The sequence below is a fragment of the Bacillus sp. AR4-2 genome, assembly GCF_008274865.1.
In the GTDB taxonomy this organism is placed as follows: Bacteria; Bacillota; Bacilli; order Bacillales; family Bacillaceae_G; genus Bacillus_A; species Bacillus_A cereus.
Genome location: NZ_CP031062.1, coordinates 789,961 through 806,841 on the forward strand (window position 1 = coordinate 789,961; position 16,881 = coordinate 806,841).

Below are 16,881 nucleotides of genomic sequence, written 5' to 3' on the forward strand. Positions count from 1 at the left end.
TTATATATAAAGAGCGAGAGGAAGAGCTATGACAAAGGTGCATCAGCGATTAATTTCTATTTTAGAGGAATTTTTAGAAGAGAAATCGATGTTAAATCGAGCTTTTTTAGCAGGCCGTTTACATGTATCAACGAAGACGATTCAAAAGGATATAAAATTATTAAATGATATATTGGAAGAAAACGGAGCGAAAATCGAATCGCAAAGAGGGAATGGGTACGAATTAGAAATTATAAAAAAGAAGAAATTTGAAGACTTTTGTGTGAGTCTATTTCAAAAACAGACGGAAAAGATCCCAACTTCTTATGAAGAAAGAATAGCGTACATTCTGCAGCGTGTTTTAATGACAGAGGGATATGTGAAGCTTTCAGAATTAGCGGAAGAGATGTATGTGAGCAAATCAACGGTCAATTTAATTATGAAAGATGTTACAGATATATGTGGTCGCTATGAATTACAAATTGAGAAGAGACCGTATTATGGTATACGTATTGTTGGAGAGGAATTTAATATTCGTTCTTGTTTATCACAATATGGTTTACCGCGTTATGATCATACTCCGTTTCATGAGCAATTTGAGCAGACGGAGACATATTTATCGCTACCGCATATATCACTCATTCGTTCAATTATATTAAAGTATATTGAAGGTGGAACAATATATTTATCTGATATAGAAATTGATAATTTAGTCATTCATATTGCAATCGCATTAAAGCGTTGTCAAAGTCAACATTATATGAAAGGACTGCATGTGGAGCAATCAGAACTTATAATAAAGAAAGAATATACAATTGCGAAGCAAATTTTAGGAGATTTAGAGAAAGAGTTAAAATTTTCATTTCCAGAAGAAGAAGTATTATATGTGACGATGCATTTATTAAGTACTGCTGTTACAACGAGAAATCGCTATGAAAATGTAGAAGAGCTATTAGGAAAAGATATATATGCATTTATGCAACATATTCTTTTTAAAGTAGCGGAAGAACGGAATCTTATTTTTTATTATGATGAGGAATTATTATTTGGATTTGGTATTCATTTAAAAACGTTATTAAATCGTTTGAAGTATAAGTTAAATACGAGAAATCCTCTTTTGGCAGAAGTGAAAAAGAATTATCCGTATGCTTTTGAAATTGCGGTTCTCGTTGGAGATATCATTGGTGAATATACGGGTGAATCGATCCCTGAAAGTGAAATTGGTTATATTGCAATTCACTTCGGCGGAGCTATGAGCCGTTTGCAGGAGCAAAATCAAAAGAAAAGATGCTTATTAGTTTGTGCGACTGGTCAAGGAAGTGCACAACTATTAAAATATAAAATTTTATCACAGTTCCGAGATAAATTAGAGATTGTAGGTATTACAGGCTATTATCAATTGAAAGTAGAAGATCTTTATAAAGAAAAAATAGATTGTATTATTAGTACGATTCATATACCGAGTGGCTTGCCTGTTCCAGTTATAAAAGTGAATTCAATATTTGATGATAAAGAGATTAAATCGATTGGTCAGCGGTTGTTTACGCATGTGAATACTAGTGTGCAGCCTTATATTAAGGAAGATTTAATCTTTTTAAATCATAGTGCTTCTACGAAAGAGGATGTTATTCAGTTTTTATGTGAGAAAGCTGCTGAGAAACGCTATGTACCAGAAAACTTTTATGCTTCTGTTATGGAAAGAGAAAATACGTCTCCGACAGCGGTTGGGAATTCAGTTGCAATCCCGCATCCGATGCAGTTATTAAGTGAGGAAACTTTTTTGATGTTTTGCACACTTGAAAAGGCTGTTGATTGGGGAGATAAAAAAGTACAAGTAATTATTTTATTTAGTGTAAAGCGCAATAATAATGAAGATTTGCAAAGGCTTTATGATTTTTTATATGATATTATGTCTAGTCAAACTACGATAGAGAAACTTACTCAGACCGAGGTAATTGAAGATTTTCAAGAGATTTTATTATCATTTTGAAAAAGTATATAAAAACTTCCGTTACATAACGGAAGTTTTTTATGTTTAATTGTATGCGTTTTCATAATAAGATGAAAATATAGAAAACATATAGCTTGGGGGAATTTAAAATGTCTGATATGCAAACTCCATTTGCGTTAATTTTACATGGTGGCAATGCGAGAAGTGCGGCGCTTGAAGCAATTGCTTTTGCAAGACAAGGAGATTTCGGGAATGCCGGTGAAAAGATGAAACTTGCTAGTGAGGAAATTTCAGCAGCGCATCGTATTCAAACGGATTTAATTCAAGAAGAGGCAAGAGGAAATCATGCAGAAATCAGTTTACTGTTAGTGCACGCACAAGATCATTTAATGAATGCAATTACAGTGAAAGAACTGGCTGAAGAATTTATTGCTCTTCATAAACGAGTAGAAGAGAAAGTGACCGTATAAGATGTACATTTTATTATGTTGTGCAGCAGGTATGTCAACGAGTATGGTCGTAAGAAAAATGCAAGAAGAGGCAAAAAAACAGGGGAAGAATTATAAAATTAAGGCGGTTGATTCAGAACTAGTGAAGCTTGAAATTAAGGAAGCCGATGTCGTTTTAATTGGCCCACAGGTGAAATACTTATTTCCAGCTGTAGAGTTTCTTGCAAATTCATACAATATACCAGTTGCGATTATAGACCAACGAGATTATGGCATGTGTGATGGTTTGAAGGTGCTTAAGCAAGCAGAACAATTAGTTTTAGCATAATTATATCTTTTTAAATATAAACATTATAATGTTATAAAGTTTATTTCATTCTTTTATAGTAGAGAGAAAGAGGAGGGCTATTGATGAATGGGTTTATGAGTTTTATGGAACAAAAGATTATGCCAACAACGCAAAAGATTGCAGGACAACGACATTTATTAGCAATTCGAAACGGGGTTATTTCTACATTGCCGTTAACGATCGTCGGATCATTTTTCGTTATCTTTTTAAATTTACCAATTGATGCATATATGGAATGGATTGCACCGTTTCGCCATATTTTAGATATTCCATTCCGATTTACAGTAGGACTAATGGCATTATACGCGGCGTTTGGTGTAGGGGCTTCGCTCGCGAACTTTTATCAGCTCAATCAGTTAAGTGCAGGGTTATTATCTGTACTCGCCTTTTTACTAGCATCAGTGGAACCAATTCAAATTACGAAAGCTGTACCAGGTGTTATTGATGCAGGTAGATATATTTCAGTAGGAACATTAAGTGCAACGTCTTTATTTGGCGCAATTGTTACAGCATTAATTGCAGTAGAAATTTATCATTTTATGATTAAGCATAATATCTCGATTAAATTACCAGATAGTGTACCACCCGCAGTTTCAAATTCGTTTGCAGCATTAATTCCAACGCTAGCAGTTATTCTTTTATTCTGGGGTATTCGCTACGGTTTGAAATTTGATGTGAATACAACGATCACATATTTAATCGCACCATTAAAATCAGTATTAGTAGGAAATAATTTATTCGGTGGTTTATTAACAGTATTCTTAATCGTGTTTTTCTGGTCATTCGGTATACATGGACCAGCGATTTTAGGACCAATTATTCGTCCGATGTGGGATTCAGCAATTCTTGAAAATATGGAAGTATTCACGGCTACAGGAAATGCACATCAGTTACCAAACTTATTTACAGAGCAATTCATTCAATGGTTCGTATGGATTGGCGGATCAGGTTCAACGTTAGCTTTAGTAATTATGTTTATGTTCTCTAAATCTAAGTTCCTAAAAGAGTTAGGTAGATTATCATTCGTACCAGGTTTATTCAATATTAACGAACCAATTATTTTCGGTGCACCAATTGTAATGAACCCAATCTTAATTATTCCGTTCGTTATTACACCGTTAGTGACAACGACAGTATCATATTTCGCAGTTGTTTCAGGTATGATTCCACTTATGATGGCGAAACTGCCATTTACGATGTTAGCACCAATTGCAGCGGTGATTAGTACGGACTGGACAATTATGGCTGGTGTACTTGTACTTGTTAACTTTGTTATCTCGTTCGTTATTTACTATCCATTCTTCAAAATGTATGAGAAACAACAATTAGCAGGAGAGGAGAAAACAGAATGCTCGGAGCAATTATCATCTTAATTACATTCGTGGTCGGACAGTGTATTGCCCATTATTCGAAATGGGTACAAAGTAAATCTTTATTAGTGTTACTACTAGTATCAGTTTTATTTATCGGTTGTTCAATGGGTGCATATGTAATGTTAGGATTGCAATCACCGTACGTAATTATTGTACCGACAATTTTATGTGCAACGTGTTTATCTGCAAAATATAGATTTACGAGCATGGCATTAATACAACGTGTGAAGGAGATGCAAAAGCATGGAGCGTAAATTAGGAATTTCACTTTATCCAGAACATTCAACGAAAGAAAAAGATATGGCTTATATTTCCGCAGCGGCACGACACGGTTTTTCAAGAATATTTACTTGTTTGTTATCTGTGAATCGTCCGAAAGAAGAAATTGTAGCTGAATTTAAAGAGATTATCAATCACGCAAAAGATAACAATATGGAAGTTATTTTAGATGTAGCTCCGGCTGTTTTTGATCAGCTTGGTATTAGTTATAGCGATTTATCATTCTTCGCGGAGTTAGGTGCAGACGGTATTCGTTTAGATGTAGGCTTCGACGGGTTAACTGAAGCGAAAATGACGAATAATCCGTACGGTTTAAAAATTGAGTTAAATGTAAGTAACGATATTGCGTACTTAGAAAATATTCTTTCGCATCAAGCGAATAAATCAGCTTTAATTGGTTGCCATAATTTTTATCCGCAAAAATTCACTGGTCTTCCGTACGATTATTTCATTCGCTGCAGTGAACGCTTTAAAAAGCATGGTATTCGCAGTGCAGCCTTTATTACATCACATGTCGCAAACATCGGTCCATGGGATATTAACGATGGATTATGTACATTAGAAGAGCATCGTAATTTACCAATTGAAGTACAAGCGAAGCATTTATGGGCAACAGGGTTAATTGATGATGTCATTATCGGAAATGCTTATGCGAGTGAGGAAGAGTTAGAGAAACTAGGAAACTTAAATCGCTACATGTTACAGCTAAAAGTGCACTTTGTAGACGAAGCGACTGAAGTAGAGAAGAGAGCTACGCTGCAAGAATTACACGTAAGGCGCGGCGACATAACAGAGTATATGGTACGTTCTACAGAAGTGCGTAAAAAATATAAAGATTATGACTTCCCAGTGCGTGAAAGCGTGCTACAGGAAAGAGGGCAAGTTGTAATTGGTAATAACTCATTCGGAAAGTATAAAGGTGAACTGCAAATCATCTTGAAAGAAATGCCGATAGATGAACGGAAAAATATCGTCGGTACAATTGCGGAAGAAGAGTTATTCTTACTAGATTATGTAGGAGCTTGGACGCAGTTTACTTGTGTGGAATAGGGAAGAGAAGGAGAGGATGCTGTGGCATCCTCTTTTTTCTGTTGAAATAGTAATCTATCGTATATAGAATGCAAAGAGATAGACTTAATTTGGACGGGAGAGAAGGAGATGGAAGAGTATATAGATGATTTATTAAGGCGGATGGATGATGAGGAAACAAAGATTTGGCATCGTGCGTATGATGAAGCAAAAGCGTTAAATGACTTATTAACTTTTCCTTATTTACAGCAGAAGGTAATCAAAGCAAAAAAGGTATCTATGAAGAAAGACATTTATTATTTAATGACGAAACTCGCTATTAATACGAAAGAGATCAGTATTGCTGATTATCTTATAGATTGTTTGGAATGTGAACAAAACCCGACTTTGTTAAGTGAACTGCTTAGTAATATTTATACATTGCCAGAAGTAAGTGATACAAATAAAATTATTCCGTATATTTACCATAAAAACGATAGTGTTCGTTTTTGGGCAGTTTCTTCCTTAAAGTTATGTAAATCATTAGAAGCGGAGAGTGCTTTACTAAAGTTGCTGGATACTCAAGAAAATAAAGATGAGATTACAAATATTTGTTATACATTGTTTGAGATTGGAACAAATCAATCGATTCTGCCGTTAACAAAGCTTTTATATAGTAATAGTGCCTATGTTCGTTCAACTGTTATTGAGGTGTTAGCAAAAATAGGGGGATCGGACTTACAAATAGTTTATATTGAAGCTTTACAGGATAGAAATGTGATGGTGAAATATGAAGCTGTTCGAGCTATTTATACGTATGGCGACGAAATGGCAATGAGAGCAATTTGCGAACGTGTGAATAAAATTGTTGCTAGAAGACGTAAAAATGAAGTAGAGCCTACGGATGAAGCAGAGATTATCATTGCTCTTCGTTTCTTACATAAGTTTGCTAATCATGAAGAAGTTTTAAAGATATTTGATAAAGTATATAAAAAACGAGGGAACTTATTTATATCGGAGAGGGAATGGCTTCGAGACAATATTGCTTACTTTCAAGAGAAAGAAAGAATGTAATAATTATAGAAAAGGAGTCAGTCTCAACGATAAGACTGACTCCTTTTTTTACTAACTAGTTTAATACTTTAACTGTAACTGTTTTACGTCCCCAGCTACTTGATGAACCTTTATCTGGCATTAAAACGTCGATTTTATTACCTTTAATAGCTCCACCAGTATCACCAGCGATTGCTACTCCGTAACCTTCAACCCATACTTTTGAACCTAATGGAATGACACTTGGATCAACTGCAATTAGTTTCATGTTTGGATTAGCTGTTAAGTTGTGGCCTAAAGCTGATTTTACTTGGTCGCCTGCTTTATAACCATTTTCAAGTGGATCTGCTGTGTAAGCTGTTGCTACAACACGTAACTCACGAGAAGATGATGGTGCACTTGTTTCAGTTTCTTTTGCAACAGGTTGTTGTGTAGCTGTTTTTTGAGCTTTAGCCGCTTCTTGAGCCTTAGCCGCTTCACGAGCTTCAGCTGCTTCTTGAGCCTTAGCTGCTTCACGAGCTTCAGCTGCCTCTTGAGCTTTAGCCGCTTCACGAGCTTTAGCTGCTTCTTGAGCCTTAGCCGCTGCTTGAGCTTCAGCATCTGCTTGAGCTTTAGCAGCTTCACGAGCTTTAGCAGCCTCTTGAGCTTTAACTTCTGCTTGAGCTTCAGCATCTGCCTGAGCTTTAGCCGCTTCTTGAGCCTTAGCCGCTTCACGAGCTTTAGCCGCTTCTTGAGCTTTAACTTCTGCTTGGGCTTCAGCTGCTTCGCGAGCTTTAGTTGCTTCCACTGCTTTAGCTTTTGCTTGAGTTTCAGCTACTTCCTGAGCTTTAGCAGCTTCACGAACTTTAGCTGTATCTTGAACTGTAGTCGTTTTTTCAACTTTAGCTACTGGTTGAACTTTAACTGGTGCTTTACCTGTTAAGTAAGGAACATGAACATAAGCTGTTTTTCCGTTATATTCAAATTGAATCCAATCATTTTGTACTTGGTGTGTTGTTTCAATTACATCATCTTTTTTCAACTTACCAAGAATCTCTGAGTCTGTGTTTGCCCCAGCACGTACGTTTAATACGTTTGCTGTTACGTAGTAAGTGTCTTTTGTGTAGTCAGCGCTTATGAAAGCTTCTTTACCGCTATTCAATTGAACTTTTGACCAACCATTTTCTGTATGTAAAACATTTACTTTATATCCATCTAATAATTTTCCTACAACTTTTGATTCAGTAGTTGGGTTTTCTCGTACGTTTAGTACGTCAGTCGTTACGATTGTTTCTGCTTTAGCAGATGTTGTGAAAATCCCAAGACCAAAAACCGCTGCTGTTGCTATACCCATAAATTTTTTCATAATAGCCTCCATTGCATTTGTTTTCGTTGACCTCATTATAGCAACCATTATTTTCTTATTTGCGAAAAACATAAAATTACAAAGCTTTCGTAACGGGGCATTAATATTCTGTAACAATTCCATAAATATCCTGATAGCGCTTCCTTGTTGTTTTTTGGCGTATTAGGGCATATGAAACACAAAATGAGTAGTATTTCAATTGCTGTAACGTTAATAATGTTACGGTAATATTTCTTGATGATATCTATAGTGTTACAAAAATAGCTTATTTTACTGTTTGAATGGGAATTTAGTTATGAAACGATAATCTTTTTAGGCGTGAAAATATATAAATGAGGTGAAATTTAATGGAATATCGATATAATTGTTACAAAATCAGTCGAAGTATGGAAAAAATTACGCCTTGATTTTCGTCTGTTACATAGTATTTTTGCAATAATAGAATTAGATAATAGCCTTAGTACCTATAAATAATGAAGAGTATTAGAATGATAGTTGTAACGTGAAACATATATAATAGAAGAAACTCAATTTAGTAGATAAATAAAAAACGCAGGAGTGTAAACTCCTACGTTTTTGTTTATTCATATCGTAAACATTCAATTGGATCCAGTTTGGCAGCTTTGTTAGCTGGCAGTAAACCGAATATAATACCGATTAACATTGAGATACCTACTGCAAGAAGTCCAAGTTCTTTTGAGACAACGAGTGGCCATCCAGCAAAGATTGAGACGATCCAAGCGAAGAAAATACCGAGCATGAATCCGATGAAACCACCAAGTCCTGTTAATATACAAGATTCGATTAAGAATTGTGTTAATACTTTACCACGTGTTGCACCAAGTGCTTTACGAATACCAATCTCACGTGTACGTTCTGTTACAGATACGAGCATGATGTTCATTACACCGATACCACCAACAAGTAAGGAGATAGCGGCAATACCACCGAATACCATTTTCATCATACCAATTGATTCGTCTAGTTGTTTCGTAAATTCACCTAAATCTTGTGCTTCGAATTTGTGCTCAAATTTAGGAGCTTTCATTTCGTTTAAGACAGAAACAGCTTGTTTTTCTACACTTTTACGTTCTGTCGGAGAGGTCATTGTTAATCTTACAGAGTCATACTCATTTACTCCTGAAATGACAGGCGCATTTTCAAGTGATGTATAACCTTCAGGCATAGGCATTCCAAAGTCATTTTTCGTTTCGTACACACCAACTATTTTATACGGCTTTCCTTTTATATCTGTGTATTGATTTGATTCCCAACCACTACTAAATAATTTGTTGAAAGCTTCTTCATTTAATATAACAGCAGGGATTGCTTGATTTAGTTCACTGTCATTTAATTCACGACCGTGAACTAATTTTATTTTCGAATCTGTCATAAAGGCGCCTGTTCCACCTTTTAAATCAAGATTTACATCTTTTGAACCAGCAGATGCTTTTACTTTCATACTTACGTCTGGATACACATCTTTAACGCCTGGTACAGTTTGCAGACGGTTTAGCATATCAGGTGTGATTTTGGCACTATCTGTTCCGTAATCAGGATTGTTGTAGTAAATCGTTACTTCGTTATCTTTTCCTTGGCCTAATTCTTTTTTAAACTTTGCGTTTGTACCATCACCCATTGAAATGATAGTAATAATGGCACTAATACCGATAATAATACCTAACATCGTTAAGATAGAACGCATTTTATGAGCAAAGATAGAGGAAAGGGCCATGCGTATATTTTCACTCGTATTCAAAATTAACCTCTCCAATCTTGGACGATATTTCCGTCACGAATTACAATTTGACGTGCTGCAGCTTCCCCGATTTCACGGTCATGGGTAATCATAATGATTGTTGAGCCTTGTTTATTTAATTCGTAAAAGAGGTCCATAATTTGTGTGCTTGTTTTCGTATCAAGTGCTCCCGTCGGTTCATCGGCTAAAATGAATTTTGGGTTATTTACGATTGCACGTGCAACGGCGACACGCTGCTTTTGTCCACCTGATAATTCGTTTGGTAAGTGAGTAGCGCGATCAGCTAAACCGACTTTTGTTAAAGCAGCTAATGAGCGCTCGCGTCTTTCTTTTTTATCGACTCCAGCGTAAATAAGAGGTAGTTCTACATTTTGAAGCGCTGTAAGTCTCGGTAATAACATGAAGTTTTGGAATACGAATCCAATCTCTTTATTACGTACGTGTGCAAGTTCTGTTTCAGACATGTTTGAAATATTTTGACCGGCTAGTTCGTACGTACCTGTCGTCGGTTTATCTAAGCAACCGATAATGTTCATTAATGTTGATTTACCAGAACCAGAAGGTCCCATAATTGAAGTGAATTCTCCTTGGTTCAATGTTACGTCAATTCCGTGTAATATTTGAACGGACTCTGCACCATTTTGGAAGGATTTCGTGATGCCTTTTAAGTTAATCACTGGGCGACAACCTCCATACCATCTTTTAAGTCTTTTTCAGGTTTAGAGATAATTTCCTCTCCTTTTTTCACTCCAGAAACTTTTGCTTCGCTATCAGTCTCGAATTCAACAGTAACTGCTTGTTCTTTCGCCTTACCGTCTTTTACAACGAAGACAACATTTTTGTCACCTTTTTTCACGATACTGCTTTTCGGAACAATTGTACCAGTTGCTTCGCCAGATTTACTTGTTACGTAAACGTGGAAGCCGTTTTGTAATTCGTCACTATTATCTAATGTGACAGTGAATTGATAGTTAGAAACAGTTTTATTTTCATCCATGCTCTTTAATGGTGTAGAACCGATTTCTGTTACTTTTCCTGTCCAAGTCTTACCAGCGACAGTTTTTGATGAAACAGTTACTTCTTGCCCAACTTTCATACTAGCAAGCTCATATTCAGAAAGTTGACCTTTTACCTTAAATTGACCAGCGTGACGAAGAGTAACGCCGCTCATACCTGTTTTTTCGTCAGCAGTTTTCACGATATCATCAATTACGCCATCAGCAGGACTTGTTACAGAAAGATTGTTTACTTTCTCTTTTGCTGTTTTAATCATTTCATCAAATTTTTCAACATCAAACTTTTTCATTTCAAGTTGTGATTCTAATTGCCCAACTTCAGCTTCTGATGCTTTTAATGCTTCAGCGGGAAGGCCTGCATTTTTATCTTTTTGTAACTTTTGTTTCGCTGCATCAAGTTGTTTTTGGAACAACGTTACTTCTTTTTGTGCGATTTTCTTTTGCATTTCTGCTTCTGTTACACCTTGTTTAGCAGTCGGGTCATTGTATTTAAATAGAAGCTGACCTTTTTTCACTTCATCGCCTTTTTTTACAGCTAATTCATATGTTCCTTTTGTTGGATCGAATGAAATAGTTTCAATTCCGTTTGGAATAACTTCGCCACCAAATTTTTGCGCGTTTTGGATTTGTTTTTCAGTTACTTTATATCCGCTATATGCCATTGCTACTTCTGAACCGCCTCCAGCAAATGCAAAGTATGATCCAGCTGCAATTCCGATTGCTACTACACTAGTAATTAACACTTTATTTTTCTTTTTCATCTATTTATCACCTTTTCGTTCGTTTTAGTATCTACATTAAGTATAGAAGAGGTGAAGAATCTGACAAATCGTTTTAGCTTACAATAACCTTACAGTTTTGTAAGGTATGAATATGTAAATGTAAGGTAGAGGTTGTCCTAGTGTAAGCAAATGAATTGACTCGTCGTTTCTTTCTTACAATAATATTGTATGGAGGAAAGGAGGAAGGAAGATGGAAGCTTATTTTAGCGCACACCCATTAAAACCATTTATTCCATACTCAAGGCAACATGCCCTTATATTATTTATTATGTTGGTGGGGATATTTTTTCTGTATCAATACCAAGATGTATTACGTCAAAATGAGTGGAATATAACGGTTCGATATGCAATTGCATTTTTATTTATAGGTAGTGAAATTGGGCTTCATATGTGGGAGTGGAAAGCGGGGATTTTTGAGCTAGCTACTTCATTACCGTTTGAATTATGTACGATTAGTTTATTATTAGCGTCGATTATGATCGTAACGAAAAGTTACCGCATATATGAGATTGTATTTTTCACGGGAATTATTGGTGCATCACAAGCTATTTTAACGCCAAACTTGCAGTATGCTTTTCCGCATTTTCGTTTCATTGAATATTTTATCGCGCATATATTGCTCATTTGGGCACCACTCTTTATGACTTGGGTGGAAGGCTATAGACCGACCTTGCAATCTATTAAGCGTACGATGATATTTTTAAACATATTGATTCCGCTTGTTTCGTTTGTGAATTATAAAACAGGCGGTAATTATATGTTTTTAGCTCATAAGCCAGAAACAGCTTCACTACTCGATATGTTAGGACCGCATCCTTACTATATTATTTCATTAGAACTCGCAGCACTTATTGGGTGTTTTATTTTGTATATGGCGTTTGCAAAAAGAGAAAGGCATGCGCATAAAGAATCACTAGGATCATAACCTAGTGATTTTTTATGTTTGAATATTTACAATTCAGAAAATTAAGAATAAAATTAGAGAGTAAAATATAAAGAGAGAGAAGGGAAAACGTGGTCAAAAAAGTTTTTCTGAATGGGATGGAAGTGACAATTCAATTTATTATTTCGATTTTGGGGATTATTATGTTAGGGGCTCTGCCGAAATTGTTCTATGGATTTAAGCTGGATGTATCAAAGTACATACAGAGTTTAAAAGAAGTGTTTGTGAACTTAATGGATATTTCCAATTTGCAATATGTAAAAGGTAAATTTTTATTTCCGCAGCTGTTCGTCCATTATAAAGAAACGATTATTATTTTTTTAGCTGCTTTTTTTATTTCATTATTTGTAGCATTTTGTATTGTTTATGTAATTATGAGTAGTTCACCGCGTATACAACATCGAATTAAATCATTTCTTATCTTCCTAGAATCTATTCCAGATATCCTTCTTATTTTAGTATCACAAATTTTAGTTATATGGTTTTTTAAACAAACAGGTTTTTTACCTTTTCAAATTGCTTCAATTGGAGGCGAGTCAATTAGAGGATTGCCGATACTTTGTTTGAGCATCCCGACTACGATTATGTTTGTAAAAATGGTCGTGCTTCGTTTTGAAAATGAACTAGAAAAAGATTATGTACTATTTGCTAAGGCGAAAGGGCTGGGGCGCTTTCATATTTTAAATCGTCATATTTTACGAAATGTGTTGCTTAGTACATTATTCTTTGCGAAAACGAATATCTTTTTTATGTTATCTAATTTATATATTATAGAATGGATTTTTAATACGGGTGGTATTTTTATGTTTTTGAAATCGTATTTTGGTATTAGAGTTGAGGTTTTCATCGTTAGTGTGCTTCTTATATATATTCCGATTTTTATTTTATTTAAATTATTTCATTATCTCATTCCGGCTGCGATGAAGGAGAGATTATAATATGTGGACGTATATAAAACGTGATAAAAGATTTTGGATAAGCATTGGGTTTCTTCTCCTATTAGTTCTTTTGAGCATCGGAAATACGTTATGGAATGATGGACATATTAGACAAGTTACATTGCAATATGATGCGGATGAAAATCCACAAGTGCCACCGTTTCCACCTTCATTACAATTTTTACTCGGGACAGACCGGAAAGGGTATGACCTGTTACATTTAGTCATTGAGGGCGCGAAGTGGACGATTGGTATATCTATTTTAATTGCGGCACTTAGAATGGTAATAGGTGTGTTTTTCGGTGTCGTACTCGGAACGTATATAAAAAGAGGATTTTCAAAAATTGAGGCTTTCTTTGATAGTTTTACAGTTATTCCGACAGTTATGATTGCGTATTTTTTTCTTCAATCTGCAAATGCATTTGGAAGCGGAGAGGAGACAACAACCTTTTTTGAAAGGGCTTCGTTTCAAGTTGTCTTACTTGTAATGCTTGTAATGCCAGTTATTGCACTGTATGTTGCGAAGGAAGTTCGTAAATTGCGAACGGAGGAATTTGTTGATGCCGCACGCATATTAGGTGGATCGAGAAGACATATTGTTATAAAGCATCTTTTCCCGCACCTTTATATGACGTTTATACTTGTATTTTTTCAGCAGTTTACGCAGACTCTTACTATTTTACTGCACTTAGGATTACTTGAAGTGTTCTTTGGTGGGACTGTAATGTTTGGTGGACCTATAAAAGAGGTGGAATCTTATACGCATGAATGGTCAGGTTTAATTGGAGTATACTTTAGGTCATTAACAGTGAATCCGTGGATCCCTCTCGTTCCGATTACATTTTTTGGACTTACTATTTTTTCAGGAAATATGATTGTAAAAAGTCTAGAAGAGGCGATGTTGAAAGTTCGATTAGGGGGAGAGATAAAGAAGGAAGTTGTAGAAGAGGAACAATCTGCTGTACAGTCAAAGGAAGAGTTGTTTACGTTTAAACATACGATGTGAAGAGAAAAAGAAGCAAGCATGGATTTCATGCTTGCTTCTTTTTACTTTGCAGAAACTTCACCTTCAGCTTCTGTTTGCGGAATAAAGTATCCGATTATACCACCAATTATTGCTGGAACGATCCAGCCGATTCCTAAGTTATAAAAAGGAATCGTGTGTACGATATTAGCGATAAAACTTGGTATCATTCCCACATTATCAAGTGCATGAATACAGCTAATAATGAATGCTGCGATCATTGCTCCGATGTAGACAGAAGGTTTACGTTTCGTATATTTATCGATAAATGATACGAAAATTAAAATGATTGTAATTGGGTACAAAATAATTAATACAGGTAGTGTGATTTTAATTAATAAGCTTAATCCTAAGTTTGAAATAACGAAACTAAAGATACAAACGTATAGTACGAGCTTTTTGTAAGAAACATTTGTTAATACTGTTGCGAAATAGTTGGCGAATGCACTTACAACACCAATTGCTGTTGTTAAACAAGCGAAGATAATGGCGATACTTAATAAAACATTACCGCTTGTCCCAAAGAATTGGTACATAACAGTTGCTAATAGTTGACCACCGTTCTCGAATTGTCCCAAGTTTCCGTTTGAAGCTCCGATATAACCGAGTAAGAAGTAAACAATTGTTAAGAATAGAGCAGCGATACTTCCGCAAATGATTGTATATTTCGCGATAGATTTCTTCTCTTGTATACCGTTTTGACGAATTGCATTTACAACAATTGTTGATAGTACGAGAGCGCCAATTGCATCTAACGTTAAAAATCCTTCAAGAAATCCTTTGAAAAACGGGATGTCTTTATAGTCACCGATAGGCTCTGCAAACGTTCCTGGTGAAAGAATCGCTTTTGTTGCCATAATTGCAATAATTACAAGTAAAATTGGCGTTAATATTTTACCGATATGATCTACTAGCTTGGATGGATTTAATGATAAGAAGTAAACGACTGTAAAGAAAATCGCACTAAAAACTAACATAGAATACCATTGATCTGGGAAAAGTGGTGCAATCCCAATTTCATAAGATACAGATCCAGTTCGTGGAATAACAAATAGTGGGCCGATTGAAAGATAAATAATGATAGCGAATACTGCTGCGAATTTTGGATGAACACGGCTCGCTAAAGTGTTAAAACTACCACCAGCAAGGGCAACAGCAACGATAGCAAGTAAAGATAAACCGACGTCTGTAATAATAAACCCTGTAATGGAAACCCACATATTTTCTCCGGAAGAAAGACCAAGAAGGGGCGGGAAAATCATATTACCAGCACCGAAGAAAACTGCGAATAGTAATAAACTAATCGAAAGTATTTGCGCTGGTTTCAAAGTTGTACGCATATAAAGAAAATCCTCCTAATGAGTATTTTTGTCGAAAATTCAAATAATTTGTCGAGTAACTGTTATTATTTTAAAGGTCTGATGACTAGAAAGCAATAGGGAATTTTGAAAAAATTAAAAAATAATGCATTAAATCGAATAAATATACTATTTGTATGTTTAATAGGGAAGATTTAACTTTTAACGCAAAAAAACACATATCGCTAGGATATGTGTATTAAAAATATATTTTTCTATCGCGTTCTTCTTTTAAAATTTCAACGGCTTCTCGGAAGCGTTGTGAATGGACAATTTCTCGTTCGCGTAAAAAGCGTAAGCTGTCATTTATGTCGGGATCGTCAGATTGGTTGATAAGCCATTGATATGTGGCACGCGCTTTTTCTTCAGCCGCAATATCTTCGTATAGGTCGGCAATTGGATCACCTTTAGCTTGTATATAGGTTGCAGTAAATGGAACACCAGCTGCGTTATGGTAATGAAGTGCGCTGTCATGATCGACGTAATGAGGGTCGAGACCAGCTGCCTTCATCTGTTCAGGAGTCGCATCTTTTGTCAGCTTATAAACCATCGTAGCAATCATTTCAAGATGCGCAAATTCTTCTGTACCAATATCGGTAAGGAGGCCAATGACTTTATCCGGGATTGTATAACGCTGATTTAAGTAACGTAGTGCAGCAGCTAATTCTCCATCTGCACCACCATATTGCTCAATTAATAATTTTGCAAGTGCTGGATTACAAGTTCCTACTTTAACAGGGTATTGTAATTTTTTTTCATAAATCCACATAGTTTCTCTCCTTTATATTTGCCATGGCCAAGGACCTTTACTCCATTCCCAAGGGGCATTAGAATAACTGTTCCCAAACTGTTGGAGTGGTCCGTATTTTTCTTCCATCTTTTGTTTTAATACTCTTCGTTTATAGGAGAAATCATTAAATTGATTAATAGCAGCGGTGTCATCTGGATGTGTATCTAAATAAAGAGTTAGTTCAACTAGTACAAAGTCTAGTTCTTGAAGCTCCAGTAACAGCTGATAATATTCTTCTGGTAGCGATTGAGTCACGTCAGTAGTCACCGCCCTTTTTTATAAGGATTTTCATAATAGTCATAAAAAACTGGCCATAAAGTCCCTTTTTGTAGCGCTTCTTTTGGTGTGAATTGTGGTAAGTTTGGCGGTTGAAAACCTAAAAATAAATTAGGAGGAGTAGAATAATATTTCTTTCCAATAGGAGGACAAGGATCGAGAGGACTATGATAGGGCACGAATGATCGCATATATTTATTCATGGATAA

The 16,881-nt window shown here is 35.6% G+C and carries 18 protein-coding genes; 10 read left to right on the forward strand and 8 right to left on the reverse strand.

The genetic code is table 11. The annotated features are described in order from the left end of the window. Positions 1–28 precede the first annotated feature (28 nt). The 7 genes from DN399_RS04125 (at position 29) to DN399_RS04155 (ending at position 6,462) form a co-directional block, all read left to right on the forward strand. On the forward strand, positions 29–1,969 hold the full coding sequence (locus tag DN399_RS04125; protein WP_086411490.1) for a BglG family transcription antiterminator: 1,941 nt from the start codon (positions 29–31) through the stop codon (positions 1,967–1,969). Between the two features lie 110 nt (positions 1,970–2,079). After that, the gene (locus DN399_RS04130) at positions 2,080–2,400 is read left to right on the forward strand and encodes a PTS lactose/cellobiose transporter subunit IIA (RefSeq protein WP_001282173.1); all 321 of its coding nucleotides are present in this window, start codon (positions 2,080–2,082) and stop codon (positions 2,398–2,400) included. A gap of 1 nt (position 2,401) precedes the next feature. Then, complete coding sequence (locus tag DN399_RS04135) at positions 2,402–2,707, forward strand: PTS sugar transporter subunit IIB (RefSeq protein ID WP_000275642.1); 306 nt, start codon at positions 2,402–2,404, stop codon at positions 2,705–2,707. Between the two features lie 83 nt (positions 2,708–2,790). Then, on the forward strand, positions 2,791–4,101 hold the full coding sequence (locus tag DN399_RS04140) for a PTS sugar transporter subunit IIC (protein WP_001013053.1): 1,311 nt from the start codon (positions 2,791–2,793) through the stop codon (positions 4,099–4,101). After that, entirely contained in the window at positions 4,077–4,355 is a 279-nt protein-coding gene (locus tag DN399_RS04145) for a hypothetical protein (RefSeq protein WP_000900048.1), read from the forward strand. The genes DN399_RS04140 and DN399_RS04145 overlap by 25 nt, the downstream gene beginning before the upstream one ends. Then, positions 4,345–5,430 (forward strand): DUF871 domain-containing protein, encoded by a 1,086-nt coding sequence (locus tag DN399_RS04150; RefSeq protein WP_000440054.1) that lies wholly within the window; start codon positions 4,345–4,347, stop codon positions 5,428–5,430. Before DN399_RS04145 ends, DN399_RS04150 begins: the two co-directional genes overlap by 11 nt. 108 nt (positions 5,431–5,538) lie before the next feature. Further along, entirely contained in the window at positions 5,539–6,462 is a 924-nt protein-coding gene (locus tag DN399_RS04155) for a HEAT repeat domain-containing protein (protein ID WP_006924074.1), read from the forward strand. Positions 6,463–6,517: 55 nt separating this feature from the next. On the opposite strand, the gene entC is transcribed toward DN399_RS04155, so the two are convergent. The 4 genes from entC to DN399_RS04175 all read right to left on the reverse strand — a co-directional run bounded on the left by entC (position 6,518) and on the right by DN399_RS04175 (position 11,322). Beyond that, complete coding sequence (gene entC, locus DN399_RS04160) at positions 6,518–7,909, reverse strand: cell wall-binding protein EntC (RefSeq protein WP_140159225.1); 1,392 nt, start codon at positions 7,907–7,909, stop codon at positions 6,518–6,520. Between the two features lie 457 nt (positions 7,910–8,366). Beyond that, positions 8,367–9,521 carry an ABC transporter permease gene (locus DN399_RS04165; protein ID WP_001986269.1) on the reverse strand — a complete coding sequence of 385 codons (1,155 nt, stop codon included), beginning with the start codon at positions 9,519–9,521 and terminating at the stop codon, positions 8,367–8,369. Positions 9,522–9,547: 26 nt separating this feature from the next. Further along, positions 9,548–10,222 (reverse strand): ABC transporter ATP-binding protein, encoded by a 675-nt coding sequence (locus DN399_RS04170; protein ID WP_000609100.1) that lies wholly within the window; start codon positions 10,220–10,222, stop codon positions 9,548–9,550. Further along, positions 10,219–11,322 carry an efflux RND transporter periplasmic adaptor subunit gene (locus DN399_RS04175; RefSeq protein ID WP_000728834.1) on the reverse strand — a complete coding sequence of 368 codons (1,104 nt, stop codon included), beginning with the start codon at positions 11,320–11,322 and terminating at the stop codon, positions 10,219–10,221. Before DN399_RS04175 ends, DN399_RS04170 begins: the two co-directional genes overlap by 4 nt. A 211-nt stretch (positions 11,323–11,533) precedes the next feature. On the opposite strand from DN399_RS04175, the gene DN399_RS04180 reads away from it, so the two are divergent. From DN399_RS04180 to DN399_RS04190, 3 genes are all read left to right on the forward strand, one after another. Further along, the gene (locus tag DN399_RS04180) at positions 11,534–12,268 is read left to right on the forward strand and encodes a YwaF family protein (protein WP_049108244.1); all 735 of its coding nucleotides are present in this window, start codon (positions 11,534–11,536) and stop codon (positions 12,266–12,268) included. Positions 12,269–12,357: 89 nt separating this feature from the next. Beyond that, positions 12,358–13,224: an ABC transporter permease subunit gene (locus tag DN399_RS04185; protein ID WP_000239670.1), complete on the forward strand. Its 867-nt coding sequence runs from the start codon at positions 12,358–12,360 to the stop codon at positions 13,222–13,224. A 1-nt stretch (position 13,225) separates the two neighbouring features. Then, a complete protein-coding gene (locus DN399_RS04190) occupies positions 13,226–14,230 on the forward strand; it encodes an ABC transporter permease (protein ID WP_000269955.1) in 1,005 nt (334 codons plus the stop codon). Between the two features lie 41 nt (positions 14,231–14,271). Here the strand turns inward: DN399_RS04190 and brnQ2 are convergent, their stop codons facing one another. The 4 genes from brnQ2 to DN399_RS04210 form a co-directional block, all read right to left on the reverse strand. Beyond that, on the reverse strand, positions 14,272–15,588 hold the full coding sequence (gene brnQ2 / locus DN399_RS04195; RefSeq protein ID WP_001260934.1) for a branched-chain amino acid transport system II carrier protein BrnQ2: 1,317 nt from the start codon (positions 15,586–15,588) through the stop codon (positions 14,272–14,274). 217 nt (positions 15,589–15,805) lie between these two features. Then, on the reverse strand, positions 15,806–16,375 hold the full coding sequence (gene cotJC / locus DN399_RS04200; protein ID WP_000265278.1) for a spore coat protein CotJC: 570 nt from the start codon (positions 16,373–16,375) through the stop codon (positions 15,806–15,808). Between the two features lie 12 nt (positions 16,376–16,387). Next, positions 16,388–16,651, reverse strand: a complete 264-nt coding sequence (locus DN399_RS04205) for a spore coat protein CotJB (protein WP_000194492.1) — start codon at positions 16,649–16,651, stop codon at positions 16,388–16,390. An 8-nt stretch (positions 16,652–16,659) separates the two neighbouring features. Further along, the gene (locus tag DN399_RS04210) at positions 16,660–16,875 is read right to left on the reverse strand and encodes a spore coat associated protein CotJA (protein ID WP_001046257.1); all 216 of its coding nucleotides are present in this window, start codon (positions 16,873–16,875) and stop codon (positions 16,660–16,662) included. Positions 16,876–16,881: the final 6 nt, after the last annotated feature.